This is a genomic window from Streptomyces sp. NBC_01198 (genome assembly GCF_036010485.1).
In the GTDB taxonomy this organism is placed as follows: Bacteria; Actinomycetota; Actinomycetes; order Streptomycetales; family Streptomycetaceae; genus Actinacidiphila.
The window spans coordinates 7,503,957-7,520,207 of record NZ_CP108568.1 but is presented as its reverse complement, the minus strand read 5'-3'; the positions used below and the strand labels follow the sequence as shown (position 1 = coordinate 7,520,207).

Sequence of the window (16,251 nt, the reverse complement as noted above, 5' to 3'; positions counted from 1 at the left end):
CGAAGCTCGTCGACTACCTCAAGCGGGTGACCGCGGACCTGCGGCGCGCCCGGCAGCGGGTGCGGGAGTTGGAGGCCGAACGGACCGACCCGATCGCCGTGGTCGCCATGGGGTGCCGCTACCCGGGCGGGGTGCGCGGGCCCGAGGATCTGTGGCGGCTGGTAGCCGACGGCGTGGACGCCACCGGCGGCTTCCCGCCCGACCGCGGCTGGGACCTGGACACCCTCTACGACCCGGACCCCGAGCGGGCCACCACGTCGTACACCCGGCGCGGCGGATTCCTCTACGACGCGGACCGCTTCGACGCCGAGTTCTTCGGCATCAGCCCGCGCGAGGCGCTGGCCACCGACCCGCAGCAGCGGCTGCTGCTCGAAGTCGCCTGGGAGACCCTGGAGCGGGCCGGTATCGACCCGGCCGGCCTACGCGGCAGCGACACGGGCGTGTTCGCCGGTGTGATGTACGACGACTACGCCTCCCGGCTTCACCGGGTGCCCGACGAGGTGGCCGGTCTGATCGGCAACGGCAGCGCGCCGAGCGTGGCGTCCGGCCGGATCGCGTACACCTTCGGTTTCCGCGGCCCGGCGGTCTCGGTGGACACCGCGTGCTCCTCGTCGCTGGTGACGCTGCACCTGGCGGCGCAGGCCCTGCGAGCCGGGGACTGCGCGCTGGCGCTGGCCGGCGGGGTCACAGTGATGGCGACCCCGGGGCTGTTCGTGGAGTTCAGCCGGCAGCGGGGGCTGTCCGCGGACGGCCGCTGCCGCTCCTTCGGGGCCGGCGCGGACGGCGCGGGTTTCTCCGAGGGCGTGGGCCTGCTGCTGCTCGAACGCCTGTCGGACGCACGGCGGAACGGGCACCCGGTGCTCGCGCTGCTGCGCGGCAGCGCCGTCAACCAGGACGGCGCGAGCAACGGCCTGACCGCCCCGAACGGGCCCGCACAGCAGCGGGTGATCCGGCAGGCGCTGGCCGGTGCGCGGCTGCGCGCCGACCAGGTCGACGTGGTCGAGGGGCACGGCACCGGCACCTCGCTGGGCGACCCGGTCGAGGCGCAGGCGGTGCTGGCCACCTACGGTCGCGACCGGCCCGCGGACCGGCCGCTGCGGCTCGGCTCGGTCAAGTCCAACATCGGGCACACCCAGGCGGCGGCGGGGGCCGCGGGCGTCATCAAGATGGTGATGGCGATGCGGCACGGGGTGCTGCCGCGCACCCTCCACGCGCAGGAGCCCTCGCCGCACGTCGACTGGAGCTCCGGCGCGGTGGAGCTGCTGACCGAGGAGGTGCCCTGGCCGGCCGGCGCGAAGCCGCGCCGCGCGGCCGTGTCCTCGTTCGGCATCAGCGGCACGAACGCGCACGTGATCCTGGAGGAGGCGCCCCCGGCGGTCGGCGTCGCCCCTGAGGCAGCGGACCCGGAGTCGGGCGCCGACGATCCCGCCGCTGCCGCGCGGGCGTCGGCGGCCGCACCGCCGCTGGCGCCCTGGGTGCTGTCGGGCCGCACCCCGGAGGCGCTGCGGGCCCAGGCGGCTCGGCTGCTGGAGACGGTGGCCCCACACGCGGGCGCCGGGGAGTACGACGCCGTCGACGTCGGCCGCGCCCTGGCGTCCACCCGCAGCACCTTCGAACACCGCGCGGCGGTCGTCGCCGACGACGCCGGCGGTCGCTCGGCGGCGCTCGCCGCGCTGGCCGCAGGCGGCACCGCGCCCGGGCTGCTGACCGGCGCCGCCTCACCGGCGGTCAGGACGGCGTATCTCTTCACCGGCCAGGGCAGCCAGCGGCCCGGCATGGGGTGGGAGCTGTACGAGGCGTTCCCGGTCTTCCGTGACGCCCTCGACGAGGTGCTTGCGGAGCTGGATCCGCTGCTGGAGCAGCCGTTGGCTCCGCTGCTGCGGGCGCCGGCCGGCTCCGAGGAGGCCGCGCGCCTTGACCGCACCCGCTTCACCCAGCCCGCCCTCTTCGCGGTGGAGACCGCGCTGTACCGGCTGCTGGCCGACTACCGCCCGGCCCCCGACCTGCTGGCCGGCCACTCCGTCGGCGAGCTGGCCGCGGCCCATGCCGCCGGGATGCTGGACCTGCCGGACGCGTGCCGGCTGGTCGCGGCCCGCGGCGCGCTGATGGACGCGCTGCCCGCCGGCGGGCTGATGACGTCGTTGCGCGCCTCGGAGGCCGAGGTCCTGGAGTCCTTCGAGGGCGTGGCCGGCCGGATCGGGATCGCCGCGGTCAACGGCGCGCAGTCCACGGTCGTTTCGGGTGACGCGGACGCGGTCGCCGAGGTCACCGCCCGCTGGCGGCAGCGCGGCCGGCGGGTCAAGCAGCTGCGGGTCAGCCACGCCTTCCACTCCGCGCACATGGACGGCATGCTCGCCGAGTTCGAGCGGGTCGCGGCGGGCGTACGGTTCCGGGTGCCGGAGATCCCGGTGGTCTCCGGTCTCACCGGACGGCCCGAGGAGCGGATGGCCACCGCCGCGTACTGGACCGAGCAGGTGCGCGGCACCGTGCGCTTCCATGACGCGGTACGCCATCTCGTGGACGCGGGCGTCACCGTCTTCGTCGAGGTGGGGCCCGACGTGGCGCTCGCGCCGATGGCGCAGGAGAGCGGCGCGGCGGGCGCCGTGGTCGTACCGGCGCTGCGCCGGGGCCGGTCCGAAGTCCGCACCCTGGCATCGGCGTTGGCCACGCTGCACGTCAACGGCGCCCCGGTGGACTGGACTCGCTGGTACGGGACCGGCGGGACGGGGGGTGCGGGCCGCCATGTGCCGCTGCCGACCTACCCGTTCCACCAGGTGCGGTACTGGCTGGACGAGCCGGCCGCCGAGGCCCGGCCCGAGCGGTCGGACGACGCGTTCTGGGACGCGGTGGCCGCAGGCGATCTCGACGGCACCGCGGCGGCCCTGGGTCTGGCCGACCGGGCCGGTCCCGCGCTGCGCGCGCTGCTGCCCCACCTCGCCGCGTGGCGGCGCCGGCACGGGTGGTGGCACCGCTTCGGCTGGCGCCCGGCGGCCGCGGCCGCCGCGCCCGCCGACCCGGGCGGCTGGCTGCTGCTCGGCGGCGGGGACGGTCCTGGCGACGAGCCGGTGGGCCACGCGCTGGCGGCGGCCGGGGCCCAGCTCACCACCTCTCCCGTGCGGGCAGCCGGCGAGTGGCCGCGGCTCGCGGCCGACCCGTCGCTCGACGGGGTGCTGCTGCTGCCGGGCGCGGTCGCGGGGCCGGGCGAACTGGCTCGACTGGCGGCGGAGTTCACCGCCGCCGGGATGCGCGGCCCGCTGTGGGCGGCGACCCGGGTGGCGGTCGGTGTCGACGCCGACGACGACAGTCCGGCGGCGGACCAGGCGGCGCTGTGGGACCTGCCCGGCGACCTCCGGTGCGCCCTGGTCGATCTGCCCGCCGAGCTGGACGCGCCCGCGGCCGCCGCACTCGTCGCGGCGCTGGGGCAGGGCGGCGAGAACCGCCTGGCGATCCGGCGCACCGGCGCCTGGGTGCGCCGGCTGCTGCCGGTACCGGCACCGGAGCCCGATCAGAAGACCGCGGCCGCGCTGCGGTCGGGTACCGCCCTGGTGGCCGGATCGGGGCCGCTGGCAGGGGAGTTCGCGGCCGCGCTGGCCGCCCAGGGCGCCGGCCAGGTGCTGCTGGCCGGACCGGACGGCACCGCTCGGGCCGGCTCCGGCGTCACGCCGCTGGCGTGGGCGGACGGTGACGAGCAGGCGCTGGCCGCGGTCCTCGCCGCGCTGCCCGCGCACCTCCCGCTGGCCGCGGTCGCCGTGGTCGCGGAGAGCGGCACGCCCTCGGCGACGACGGGCGCGCGGACCGCTCAGCTGCTCGACCGGTTGACCCGCGCGTACGACCCGGCCGCCTTCGTCCTGCTGTCGGACGCCCTGCTGCCTGCCCTCGGCCTGCGGCAAGGGGCCACCGGGGAGTCCGCCGTCCATGCCCCGTTCGAGGCCGTCGCCCATGCGCGCCGCAACGCGGGCCTGCCCGCGGTGGCGCTGTCCCTGGGCCGCCGGCAGCCGGCCGGCAGCCCCGCGGCGGACGGCAGTGCGGAGAGCGGTGAGGAGTCGGCCGCGGTGCGGGCCGTGAACGTCGGCATGCTCAGCCACGCGCTGGCCGGGCCGGCCGTGTCGCTCGCAGTCGCGGACATCAGCTGGGAGGAGCTGGACGCCGAACAGCTGGCGACGGCGCAGGCGTTGCCGCTGCTCACGGACGTGTCCCGGCTGTCCTCGCCGGGCGGTCCCGGGCACCGCCCCGGCGGCGATCCGGCCGGCGCCGAGCACGTGCGGGACCGGCTGGCCACCGCGTCGGACGGTGCGCAGCTGGAGATCCTGGTCGAGCTGGTACGGGCGCACGCCGCGGGCGTCCTCGGCCACGAGTCGATCGCGTCGGTACCCGAGGAGGCGAGCCTGCTGGATCTGGGCTTCTCGTCCTTCACCGCGCTGGAACTGCGTGGCCTGCTGAGCAACGACACCGGGCTCGACGTGTCCGCGATGGCCGTCTTCGACCACCCGACCCCGCGCGCCCTGGCCCGCCACCTCCACGGGGCCCTGACCGGATCGCAACCCCCCGCCGGCACGGCTCCCGCCGAAGCGGAACCGGCACCGGGTCCGGAACCCGCAGGCCGGGACGGCGCCGGGGCGGATCAGGAACCGGCGGACCCCCATCCGGCCGCGACCCCTTCAGGTCGGTTTTAGACGCGCTGGCCATATTGGCGCACGAGCGCGGCCGGCCCGGCCGACGGGAGCGAAGGAGACAGGCTTGCTAGGCAGTCGAGGCGGGGGCTCGAAGCAGACAGGGCTGATACTCAAGACGGTGGCGGCGGGAATGGTGTGTCTGACCGCGGCGGCCTGCACGTCCGGCGGCTCCACCAGCAGCGGGAGCGCCGGCGGCGGCACTCCGACCGCGGGCGGCGACCTGAGGTTCGCCACGTCGGTGGAACCGGAGTGCCTCGACCCCGAGGTCGGCGCCCGGGACGTGGACGCGCTGATCGACCGGAACATCTTCGACTCGCTGGTGGAGCAGACCGCGAACGGCGGCTTCAAGCCGTGGCTGGCGAAGTCCTGGACGATCTCGCCGGACCGGCTCACGTACACCTTCACGCTCCGGACGGGGGTCGTCTTCCACGACGGGACCTGGCTGGACGCGGCCGCGGTCAAGGCCACGCTGGACCACGCCGTCGACCCGAAGGCCCGCTCCTACTACGCGGCGAGCCTGATCTCCGCCTACTCCGGTGCGACGGTGGTCAACCCGACGACGGTCGCGGTCCGCCTCTCCCGCCCCTCCCGGCCGTTCCTGCAGGCCCTGTCGACCCCCTACCTGGGCATCCAGTCACCGAAGTCGATCCGCGACGACTTCAAGAACCTGTGCCAGAAGCCGGTCGGCACCGGTCCGTTCGTCTTCGCCGGCTGGAGCAAGGGCAGCAGCGTGAAGCTGTCGCGCAACCCCAAATACGCCTGGGGCCCGTCGACGGCCGCCCACACCGGTGTTGCCCGGCTCGACAGCCTCACCTTCAGCTTCGTCGCCGAGAGCTCGGTGCGGCTGGGCGCCCTGACCTCCGGCCAGGCCGACGTGATCAGCGAGGTCCCGCCGCACAACGTCGCCCTGGTGCGCAAGGTCGACCAGCTGCTGACGGCCCCCGAGCCCGGCGCGGTCTACACGCTGCTGCTCAACACCAAGTACGGCCCGCTGACCGACGAGCGGGTCCGCAAGGCCTTCCAGCGCTCGGTCAACCTCGACAAGCTGGTGGACTCCGTCTACGCCGGCCAGTACAAGCGGGCCTGGAGCGTACTGTCGCCGGCCACCCCCGACTACGCCAAGACCACCGCGAACAGCTGGCCGTACGACCCCAAGCTCGCCGGCACGCTGCTCGACCAGGCCGGCTGGACCGGCCGGGACGCCCAGGGCTACCGCACCAGGAACGGGCAGCGGCTCACGCTGCGGTGGCCGTACTCCGCGATCCAGCAGCGCGACGACCGGGTGGTGTTCGGCCAGGGCATCCAGGCCGAGGCGAAGAAGGCCGGTATCGACGTGCAGTTCGCCAGCGAGGACCCGGGCAAGCTCGGCGCCGACCTCAACAGCGGCAAGAACCTGGAGATCTTCGCGATGAGCTTCGTCCGGGCGGACCCGGACATCCTGCACTTCTACTTCGGCACCGACCAGACCGTGGCCAAGGGCGGCGGCAACATGTTCCAGCTGTCGGACAGCAAGCTGGACGGCTGGTTCGGCACCGAGATCAGCACCGCCGACCCCGCGGACGCCGCGACCGCGGTCGGCCAGGCGCAGCAGTACATCAACGAGCACGCGCTGGCACTGCCCACCTACGCCTCCTCCTACCTGCTCGGGGCGTCGAAGAAGGTGCACGGCGTCACCTTCGACCCGACCGCCTACCCGCTGTTCTACGACGTCTGGCTGGGCAAGTGAGCCAGCCGGGCACGGCACACCCGGTGGACGATCCGGCGGCGGGCCCGCCGGCACCGGCCGCCGGGCCGGCCGGCCGGACCCGCCGGGCACCCCGGCCGAGCCCGCTGTGGCGGTGGCTGCTGCGCCGCCTGGTGCTGTCGGTGGTGGTGGTGCTCGGCTCGGCGACGGCGGCGTTCGTCGCGCTGTACCTGCTGCCGGGTGACCCGGTGCAGACGATGCTCGGGCCCACCGGCCAGACCCCGGCGCTGGTCGCCGAGGTCCGGCACGAGACCGGCTTCGACCACCCGGTGTACGTGCGGTACGGGCTGTTCATGGGGCGGCTGCTGCGCGGCGACCTCGGCCAGTCCTACCAGCTGCACCAGTCCGTCAAGAGCCTGATCTTCGGCCAGCTCGGCTCGACGGTCGAACTGGCGGTGGCCGGCTTCCTGCTGGCGCTGGCGGTGGCGACGGTGCTCGCCGTGACCACCGCGGGCCGCCGGCCGCTGCTGCGCGACCTGGCCTCCACCGTGGAGCTCGTGCTCGCCTCGCTGCCCGGATTCTGGATCGGGGTGCTGCTGCTGACCTTCTTCTCGTTCCGCTGGCAGCTGTTCCCCGCGGTCGGCGGCAGCGGGATCGACGGGCTGGTGCTGCCCGCGGTGACGCTGGCGCTGACGCTGCTCGGCGTGTTCGCCCAGGTGATGCGGGAGGGCATGGAACGGGCGCTGAGCGAGCCGTTCGTGCTCAGCTCCCGGGCCCGCGGCGCGAGCGAGACCACCGTACGGCTGCGGCACGCGCTGCGGCACGCGCTGGTGCCGATGGTCACCCTGTCCGGCTGGTCGGTCGGCGCGCTGCTGAGCGGCGCGGTCATCATCGAGACGATCTTCAGCAGGCCCGGGCTCGGCCGGGTGCTGGTCTCGGCGGTCAACAGCCGGGACCTGCCGGTGATCAGCGGCGTGGTGGTGGTCTCCGCGATCGCCTTCAGCGCGGTCAACATCCTCACCGACGTGCTCTACCGCGTGGTCGACCCACGCCTGAAGGAGGCGCAGGCATGACGCGACGAGTGCTGGCGGCAGAACTGGTGCTGCCCGGCGGCGGCCAGGAGGCTGTGCCGGACGGCGCGGTGCTGGTCGACGGCGACACGATCGCCGACGTCGGCCCCAGGGCCGCGGTGATCGGGGACGCCCCGGACGGCACCCCCGTGGTGGAGCTGGGGGCGGCCACGATCCTGCCGGGTCTGATCGACTGCCACGTGCACCTGGTCTTCGACGCGAGCGAGGACCCGCTGACGCCGTTCCTGGCGGCGGACGACGCCGCCCTGCTGCCGGCGATGGCCGGCCGCGCCGCGCGACTGCTGGACGCCGGGGTGACCACCGCCCGCGACCTGGGCGACCGCAACGGCCTGGTGCGCAAGGTGCGGGACGCGATCACCGCGGGCGACATCCCCGGGCCGCGGCTGCTGACCGCGGGCACCCCGGTGACCGTCACCGGCGGCCACTGCTGGTTCCTCGGCGGCGAGGCGGACGGCGAGGACGCGGTACGTGCCGCGGTGCGCCGCAACCTGCGCGATGGCGCCGATCTGACCAAGCTCATGGTGACCGGCGGCACCATGACAACCAGCGGGCCGCGCCCGCACCAGGTGCAGTTCACCGCCGCCGAACTCGCCGCCGCGGTCGAGGAGTCGGCGCGCTTCGGCCGCCCGGTGGCCGCCCACGTGCACGGCACCGACGGCATCGAGGCCGCGCTGGTGGCCGGGGCCGACACGCTGGAGCACTGCACCTTCGCCTCGGCGGTGCCGCGCCGGCCGGCCTTCGACCACGAGCTGATCGACCGGATGGCGGCCGACGGGGTCTTCGTCTGCCCGACGTTCAGCAGCACGCTGGACACGGTCGTACGGGACCGCGGCGCCGACGTCGTCAAGCCCTACCTGGACCTGGTGCGGCGGGAGTACGAGGCCGGGGTGCGGCTGGTGGCAGGCACCGACGCCGGCGTCCACCTGGCGACCTTCGAGGGCTACGCGGAGGGCCTGCTGTGGTACGAGCGGGCCGGGCTGCCGGTGGAGGCGGTGCTGACGATGGCCACCTCCGAGGCGGCCGCGGCGCTGGGCCTCTCCGACCGCACCGGCCGGATCGCGCCGGGCCTGGCCGCGGACCTGCTGGTGGTGCCGGGCGACCTGCGGCAGGACCTGCGGGCGCTGCGCGACCCGTTGCTGGTGCTGGCCGGCGGCCGCACCCACGTGCCGCCCGCCGCGGCCGAGCGGGCGGTGCTCGCCGCCGCGGCCGCGGGCAGGGTCTCGGAGGGGGCCGTCCGATGAGCGCACTGGACGCGGTCGGCGGGGGCACCGCCGGCGGTGGGCGGGGCGCGCTCGGCCCCGGCTCGGCGCTTTCCCGGGCGCGGGCGGTACGCCTGCCGGCCTGGAGCGTGCTGGTCGCCGGCCTGGTGACGGCCCTGGTGCTGGTCGCTGCCCTCTTTCCCGGCCTGCTGACCTCCACCGACCCCAACGCCGCCGATCCGGTCACGGCCCTGGCCGCACCCGGCGGCGGGCATCTGCTGGGCACCGACCAGCTGGGCCGGGACGTGCTGGCCCGGATCATCTACGGCGCCCGGCCCTCCCTCTTCATCGGCGTCGGCGCCACCGCGCTGGCCGTCGCGGCCGGTTCGGTCCTCGGCATCCTCGCCGCGACCGGCGGCCGGGTGCTGGACGAGGCGATCATGCGGCTCACCGACGTCTTCCTGGCCTTCCCCGGGCTGCTCCTCGCCCTGGTCGTCGCGGCCGTGCTCGGCCCCGGCACCGGCGACGCCACGCTCGCGATCGGCTGCTCGCTCACGCCCGGTTTCGTACGGCTCGCCCGCGGCCAGGCCCTGGTGGTCAAGAACGCGGACTACGTACGCGGCGCGGTGGCCTACGGGCGCGGGCGGCTGAGCAACGGCGTGCGGCACCTGCTGCCGAACACCCTGCCGCCGCTGCTGGTGCTGGCGACGATCAATATCGGCACGGCGGTGATCGCCGGGTCGTCGCTGAGCTTCCTCGGCCTCGGGCCGAAGGCGCCCACCGCCGAGTGGGGCGAGATGCTGTCGGACGGGCGGGACTTCCTGGCCACCGCATGGGCGATGGCCGTCTTCCCCGGGGTGGCGATCACCGTGACGGTGGTCGCCGTGAACGTCCTCGGCCGCGACCTTCGGCGGCGCTTCGAAGGCCGGGAGGCGTGATGGCGAAGGACCCGGGCGGCCCGCGCGAGCCGGGCGCGTCCCCGGCCGGCTACGGGACCGGGGCGTCCGCACCGTCCGCGGCGCCGGCGGCCGGGGTGGATCCGGCCCGGCCGCTGGTGGCCGTGGAGGACCTGCGCGTGACGTTCCGCGGCGCCGGCGGCAGGGTCGTGGACGCCGTCCGCGGGGTGGACCTGGCCATCGCGCCCGGGGAGTGCCTGGCGGTGGTCGGTGAGTCCGGCTCCGGCAAGAGCGTGACCGCGCGGGCGCTGGTCGGCCTGGCCGGCGCGGGCGCCACCGTGCACGCGGAGCGGCTGGAGGCGGGCGGCCGCGACCTGCGCGGGCTGAACGACCGCCAGTGGCGGGAGATCCGCGGCCGCCGGATCGGGCTGATGCTGCAGGACGCGCTGTCCTCCCTCGACCCGGTCCGCACCGTCGCCGCGGAGATCGCGGAGGCGCTGCGGGTGCACCGCACCGTGCCCAGGGCGGAGGTACGCGGCCGGGTGGTGGACCTGCTAGCGCAGTCGCGGGTGCCAGAGCCCGAACTGCGGGCCAGGCAGTATCCGCACGAGCTGTCCGGCGGGCTGCGGCAGCGCGCGCTGATCGCCTCCGCCATGGCGGCCGACCCCGAGGTGCTGATCGCCGACGAGCCCACGACGGCGCTGGACGTCGCGGTGCAGGCGCAGATCCTCGACCTGCTCGCGGCGAAGAAGGCCGAGGGCACCGCGGTGCTGCTGATCAGCCACGACCTGGCGGTGGTGGCGCGGCTCGCCGACCGTATCGCGGTGATGTACCGCGGGGTGTTCGTCGAGACCGGCACCGCGGAAGAGGTGCTGCGCTCGCCGTCCCACCCCTACACCCGGCAGCTGCTGGCGGCCGTGCCGGCCGCGCACGCCAAGGGCACCCGGCTGTCGCCGTGGCCCACTGGCCAGGCCGCGGCGGCCGGCCACCGGGACGGCACCGGCTGCTCCTTCGCCGACCGCTGCCCGCTGGCCGTGGACCGCTGCCGTGCGGAGGAACCTCCCGCGCTCAGAGCGGGCAGCGCGGGTGAGCCGGCCGGCGCGGACGGGGTCGAGGACGGCCGCCCTGCCGGAGCCGGACACCGGGCGCGCTGCTGGCGGCTGGACGTGCCGTGGCCCGCGGTGCCGGCCGCCTCCCGCGATCAGACGCGCCGTGCACGGGCGGGCGAGGGGGCCGTCCTCGAAGTGGACGGCATCAACAAGGGTTTCGCCGGCCCCGACGGCGTCCACCGGCTGGCCGTCGACGGCGTGTCGTTCACGCTGGACGCCGGGGAGACCCTGGGCGTGCTGGGCGAGTCCGGCTCGGGCAAGAGCACCACCGCCGCCGTCGTCCTCGGCCTGCTGGAGCCCGACGCGGGATCGGTGCGGGTGCTCGGCCGGCCCTGGTCGGGGCGGCCGGAGTCCGAGCGGCGGGCGGTGCGCAGCCGGGTCCAGCTCATCCACCAGGATCCGCTCGGCTCGTTCGACCCCCGCTTCACGGTGGAGCGGGTGATCAGCGAGGCGCTGGGGGTTCCCGGGCGGCGTACGGTACGCCGGGAGCGCGCCCGGATCGCCGAACTGCTCAGGCTGGTGGGCCTGGACCCGTCGGTGGCCGGCCGCCGCCCGCGCCAGCTGTCCGGCGGCCAGCGCCAGCGGGTGGCCATCGCCCGGGCCATCGCGCCGGAACCCGACCTCGTCGTCTGCGACGAGCCGGTGTCCGCGCTGGACGCCTCGGTCCAGGCGCAGATCCTCGACCTGCTCGCCGATCTGCAGGACCGGCTCGGCATGGCACTGCTGTTCATCTCGCACGACCTCGGCGTCATCCACCACACCAGCGACCGGGTACTGGTGATGCGTCAGGGGAAGGTGGTGGAGAGCGGGCCAGTGGAGGAGGTCTTCCGCGCTCCCGCCCACCCCTACACTCAAGAACTGCTCGCCGCCCTCCCGAGGGTGGACGATCCCGCGGCCGTACCGGACGAGGAGGTCCGGACCGTATCGACGGCCAAGGCGGCCAGGTCGGCGTGCTCCGTGCAGGACGCGACGGCGGCCGGCCCGACCTCCCCACCCCCTCCTACCGCACGGACCGCCCGCAAGGGGGCACCGCTGCGCTGATGCCGGCGCCCCCGGCCGTCCGAAGGCCCGCACGTCCGTCCGGAGACCGACGAGGACCCCACCATGGCTCTCAACCCGTCCGCCCCGACCGCCCGTTCCGCGGCCGCCGCCGATGCCGCGGCCGGCACCGGCACCGACATCACCGACTGGGTGCGGGTGCACCGCCCGCGCCCGGACGCCGCCGTACGCCTGGTGTGCTTTCCGCACGCCGGGGGTGCGGCGTCCGCGTTCTTCCCGTGGGCGGTGGCGCTCGACGACGTCGAGGTGCTCGCCGTCCAGTACCCCGGGCGCCAGGACCGGCGGGCCGAACCGCTGGTACGGGACCTGGCGCGGCTGGCCGCGCTGGCCGCGCCCGTGCTGTCCGCCGCCCTGGACGACGGCCGCCCGTACGCGTTCTTCGGCCACAGCATGGGCGCGGCGCTCGCCTTCGAGGTGGCCAGGCTGCTCGAAGCACGGGGCGGGGGGCCGTCGTTGCTCGCCGTCTCCGGCCGCCGGGCCCCGTCGCTGCCGGCCACCATCGGCCCGGTCGTGCTCGGCCTCGACGACCCGGGCCTGACCGCCCACCTGGGCGATCTCAGCGGCACCGACCCGCGGCTGCTGGCCGACCCGGAGATCCGGCAGATGATCCTGCCGGTGATCCGGGCCGACCTGCACGCGGCCGAGACCCATCTGCTCCCCGCGGGCACCGCGGTCGCCGCACCGATCCTGGCCCTGACCGGGGACGACGACCCCTGGGCGACGGTCACCGCGGCCCGCGCCTGGGCCGCGCACACCACCGGGGGCTTCGAGTTCCGGGTGCTGCCTGGCGGCCACTTCTACCTGGTGGACAACCAGCGGGAGGTGCTCTCCCTGCTCACCGAGCGGACGACCGCGGCCGCCGCCGGTACGCGCGCGCCCTGACCCGGGAGCCGTGCCCTCCCGCACGGCGGCGGCGGATTCCCGGCGCCACCGTGCGGGAGCGCGGCACGCCGGGATCTACTGGACCCTGCCGGGGGCCCTGAGCTCCGGTGCCTGGCGCAGGATCTCCATCTCCAGGTGCTGCAGCGCGGGGCTGGGCGAGATGCCCAGGTCCTCCACCATCCGGTTCTGGTGGGCCCGCAGCACGGACAGCGCGTTGGCCTGCCGGCCCGCCCGGTACAGCGCGAGGCTCAGCAGTTCGCAGCCGTACTCGCGCAGCGGGTGCGCCTGGGTGAAGGCGGCCAGTTCGGGCACCGCCAGCTCGTGGTCGCCCACCGCGATCAGGGTCGCGCAGCGGCCCTCGATCATCGACAGGCGCAGCTCCTCCAGGCGTACCGCCGCCGGTGTGACGTGCCGGGCGCCGGCCACCTCCGCGTACGCCTCGCCGCGCCACAGCGCGAGGCCCGCCTCGAACGCGTGCAGCGCCCGCTGCGGGTCCCCCCGGTCCAGCGCACGCCATCCGGCGGTGGCGCTCTCCGCGAAACGGTGGGCGTCGACCTCGACGGCCTCGCCGTCCAGCAGATAGCTGCGCCCGCGGGTGCACAGCACCGCCGCCGGGCTGCGCGGCGCCCGGTGCGGTTCGAGCACCCGCCGCAGGTTGGCGATGTAGGCGTGCAGCGAGGGGATCGCCGACTGCGGTGGCCGGCCGTCCCACAGCGCCTCGACCAGCATGTCGACCGATACCGGCTGGCCCACCTGGCTCACCAGCAGGGCCAGCGCCGCACGCTGCTTGGGTGCCCCCAGGTCCACCCGGCGGCCGTCCGCGATCGCCTCGATCGGGCCGAGGACCCGGAACTCGACCCTGGCGGCGGCCGGTTGCGGCCCGCGGGCGGGTCCGTGCCCGGCACCCGGTGCGGGACGGCGCAACGGGTCGGCGGTGTCCTCGGGGTGTCCGGCGGCCCCGGTGACCTGCTCCTCACGGTGCCGCGGGGTGAGGAGGGCCTTGCTGACGTACTGCTTGAGCGCCTCGTTCGCGCGTCTCAACTCCGACACCTCGGCCTCGAGTTCGGCGATGCGCTGCTCGCGGCCCGCGGCCCCCTCGATCCCGGCCGGCCGCTGCTCGGCAACGGGCCGCGGTCCGCTCCCGTCGACGGCCACCGGGACGGCGGTCAAGGTGCCGCGGCGGATCTCTCTGTCCAACGTCTTCGCACGCATGGAATCTGCCCCCGAAAATCTGTGTCCGGACATGCCCCGGACTGCGCCTGCGATCGCCTCTGCCACGAGGCCGGTTCCGAAGTGCACCCCCTTTCGTCCCGGTTGCCGGCTGATCGGACCGAACGGCCCGCTCCCGGCCCCTGCGCCGCGAGCCCCGCGCGCCCCGCGCGCCCCGCTCACGGGCCCGGCACCGCCGTGCGCGGCAGCGCCGGGAACCCGTGGCGGGGGCTGCTCACCGGCCGGTGAGCGTGGGCACGGATTCGAGGTCGTCCACCGACGGCAGGGTGTCGTCCTGACGCCGGAAGAGCTTGCTCGGCCACCACATCCAGCGGCCCACGTCCAGGGTGAGCGCGGTGACCAGCACCGAGCGGACCACGATCGTGTCGAGCAGCACCCCGAAGGCCACCGTGAAGCCCAGCTCCGCCGCGAAGACCAGCGGCAGCGAGGCCATCGCGCCGAAGGTGCCGGCCAGCACGACGCCCGCCGAGGTGATCACTCCGCCGGTGGAGGTCAGCCCGGTCAGCGCCGCGCGCCTGGTGCCCTCCACCAGCACGCCTTCGCGGATCCGGGTGACCAGGAAGATGTTGTAGTCGATGCCCAGCGCGACCAGGAACACGAAGGCGAGCAGCGGGAACGACGCGTCGGCCCCGGCGAAGCCGAAGACGTGCTCGAACATCAGGCTGCTCACCCCGAGGGCCGCGCCGAACGACAGCAGTACCGTCGCCATCAGCAGCAGCGGTGCGACCACCGCGCGCAGCAGCGCCGCCAGGATGAGCAGCACCACGACCAGGACGAGCGGGATGATCACCTTGTTGTCGCGGGCCGCGGCGTCCTCGGTGTCCACCATGATCGCGGTGCTGCCGCCGACCTGCGCGTCCGCGCCCTCGATCCGGTGGACCGCGGTCCGCGCCCGGTCGACGGTCCGCATCGCCGCCTCGCTGCTCGGCTCGTCGGTCAACTGCGCGAGCAGCACCGCCTCGCCGCCCTTGACCACGGGGTCCGCGACGTGGGCGACCCCGGACATCCCGTCCAGCGCCGCCTTGACCTGGGATGCCGTGGCGGCCTTGGCCGCGACGTACATGGGGTCGCCGGCGCCGGCGGGGAAGTGCTCGGCGCGCAGTTCCTCGCCGACCGCCATCTGCGGCTTGTCGGTGAACTGGTCCTTGTTCGCCAGGCCCGAGGCGTCGAGCCCGAGCGTGCCGATCGCCAGTGCGGCGAGCACCAGGACGGTGCCCGCCCACACCACGCGCGGGCGGCGGGAGATGGTGCTGCCGACCCGGCTCCAGACGCTCTCCTTGCGCTGCGCGGCCGGGGCTCCGTAAGCGGGCTTGACCGGCCAGAAGATCCACCGGCCGCAGACCACGAGCAGGGCCGGCATCAGGGTGACCATGGTGAGCAGGCCGACCAGGACGCCGATGGCGCAGGCCGGGCCCATGCCCTTGGTGGAGTTCAGGACGGCGAGCATCAGCAGCATCAGGCTGACCGCGACGGTCGCGGCGCTGGCCACGATGGCCGGGCCCGAGCGGTACAGCGCCTCCGCCATCGCCTCGTGCCGGTCCTCGTGGCGCAGCAGTTCCTCCCGGTAGCGGGAGATCAGCAGCAGCGCGTAGTCGGTGGCGGCGCCGAAGATCAGCACGGTCAGGATGAAGCTGGTCTGCTTGTTGATGACCAGCCCCGCGTGCTGGGCCAGCAGGTAGATCAGCGCCTCGGCGCCCATCAGGGCCACGCCGACGGTGATCAGGGGCAGCAGCGGCAGCAGCGGGCTGCGGTAGGTGAGCAGCAGGATCACCACCACGACCACTGCGGTGATCGTGGTCAGCGCGCCGCCGCCGCCGAACGCCTTGATCGAGTCGGCGCCGTAGCCGGCCGGTCCCGCGACGTGGAAGCCGAGGCCGTCGGCTCCCTTCTTGCCGACGTCGGTCATCTTGTCGACGACCTTGCCGAGCCCCTCCCATCCGGACTTGTCCTTGTGGACCTGCACGATGGTCTGGATGGCCTTGCCGTCCTGGGACGCGACCGGGTCCTGCTGCGGGCCGACGACGTTGTCGATGCCCTGGAACGCCTTGGCGTCCGCCTGCGCCTTGGCCAGGTCGGCGGGGGTGACCCCGGCGGCCCGGTCGTAGATGACGATGGCGGGCACGGTGTCGGCGGGCATCAGCTTCTCGGCGCGCTCGACGACCGCGGTGGACTCCGAATTCCCCGGCAGCCAAGCCGAGTTGTCGTTCTGCTCCGCGCCGGAGAGCTTCCCGGCCAGCATCACCGCCGGCACCAGCAGGACCGCCCAGAGCGCGAGGACGACCCACTTGCCCACTTTTCCGCTGGGCAGGGCTGCCAGTTTTCGCATCATGCGGGTGACTCCGTGTTCTGTGGGGGCGAAAGGGTTTTCTCAGGGGCGTCCGGGGGACCTGACCGCATGTCAGGCGCCGCGGACGGGCTCGGGATGACC

Annotated in this window: 8 protein-coding genes and 1 pseudogene; 7 read left to right on the top strand and 2 right to left on the bottom strand. The window is 75.0% G+C overall.

The features are described from left to right. Window positions 1–29: 29 nt before the first annotated feature. The 7 genes and pseudogenes from OG702_RS33590 to OG702_RS33560 all read left to right on the top strand — a co-directional run. Window positions 30–4,505, top strand: a pseudogene (locus tag OG702_RS33590) (type I polyketide synthase); the annotation flags it as partial. 232 nt (window positions 4,506–4,737) lie between these two features. Next, complete coding sequence (locus OG702_RS33585; RefSeq protein WP_327292728.1) at window positions 4,738–6,399, top strand: ABC transporter substrate-binding protein; 1,662 nt, start codon at window positions 4,738–4,740, stop codon at window positions 6,397–6,399. Continuing rightward, a complete protein-coding gene (locus tag OG702_RS33580; protein WP_327292727.1) occupies window positions 6,396–7,430 on the top strand; it encodes an ABC transporter permease in 1,035 nt (344 codons plus the stop codon). The genes OG702_RS33585 and OG702_RS33580 overlap by 4 nt, the downstream gene beginning before the upstream one ends. Then, on the top strand, window positions 7,427–8,689 hold the full coding sequence (locus tag OG702_RS33575) for an amidohydrolase family protein (protein ID WP_327292726.1): 1,263 nt from the start codon (window positions 7,427–7,429) through the stop codon (window positions 8,687–8,689). Before OG702_RS33580 ends, OG702_RS33575 begins: the two co-directional genes overlap by 4 nt. After that, window positions 8,686–9,585: an ABC transporter permease gene (locus OG702_RS33570; protein WP_327292725.1), complete on the top strand. Its 900-nt coding sequence runs from the start codon at window positions 8,686–8,688 to the stop codon at window positions 9,583–9,585. Before OG702_RS33575 ends, OG702_RS33570 begins: the two co-directional genes overlap by 4 nt. Then, entirely contained in the window at window positions 9,585–11,693 is a 2,109-nt protein-coding gene (locus OG702_RS33565; protein ID WP_327292724.1) for an ABC transporter ATP-binding protein, read from the top strand. Before OG702_RS33570 ends, OG702_RS33565 begins: the two co-directional genes overlap by 1 nt. Window positions 11,694–11,756: 63 nt before the next feature. Then, the gene (locus OG702_RS33560) at window positions 11,757–12,593 is read left to right on the top strand and encodes a thioesterase II family protein (protein ID WP_327292723.1); all 837 of its coding nucleotides are present in this window, start codon (window positions 11,757–11,759) and stop codon (window positions 12,591–12,593) included. A 75-nt stretch (window positions 12,594–12,668) separates the two neighbouring features. Here OG702_RS33560 and OG702_RS33555 read toward each other — a convergent pair whose 3' ends face one another. Then, a complete protein-coding gene (locus OG702_RS33555; protein ID WP_327292722.1) occupies window positions 12,669–13,805 on the bottom strand; it encodes an AfsR/SARP family transcriptional regulator in 1,137 nt (378 codons plus the stop codon). 232 nt (window positions 13,806–14,037) lie between these two features. Further along, window positions 14,038–16,152 (bottom strand): MMPL family transporter, encoded by a 2,115-nt coding sequence (locus OG702_RS33550; protein WP_327292721.1) that lies wholly within the window; start codon window positions 16,150–16,152, stop codon window positions 14,038–14,040. Window positions 16,153–16,251 lie beyond the last annotated feature (99 nt).

Bases quoted from the DNA above. Each gene is read 5' to 3' on its own strand.
- OG702_RS33555 (WP_327292722.1), bottom strand. From the start codon at position 13,805: ATGCGTGCGAAGACGTTGGACAGAGAGATCCGCCGCGGCACCTTGACC.
- OG702_RS33575 (WP_327292726.1), top strand. From the start codon at position 7,427: ATGACGCGACGAGTGCTGGCGGCAGAACTGGTGCTGCCCGGCGGCGGC.
- OG702_RS33550 (WP_327292721.1), bottom strand. From the start codon at position 16,152: ATGATGCGAAAACTGGCAGCCCTGCCCAGCGGAAAAGTGGGCAAGTGG.
- OG702_RS33565 (WP_327292724.1), top strand. From the start codon at position 9,585: ATGGCGAAGGACCCGGGCGGCCCGCGCGAGCCGGGCGCGTCCCCGGCC.
- OG702_RS33570 (WP_327292725.1), top strand. From the start codon at position 8,686: ATGAGCGCACTGGACGCGGTCGGCGGGGGCACCGCCGGCGGTGGGCGG.
- OG702_RS33560 (WP_327292723.1), top strand. From the start codon at position 11,757: ATGGCTCTCAACCCGTCCGCCCCGACCGCCCGTTCCGCGGCCGCCGCC.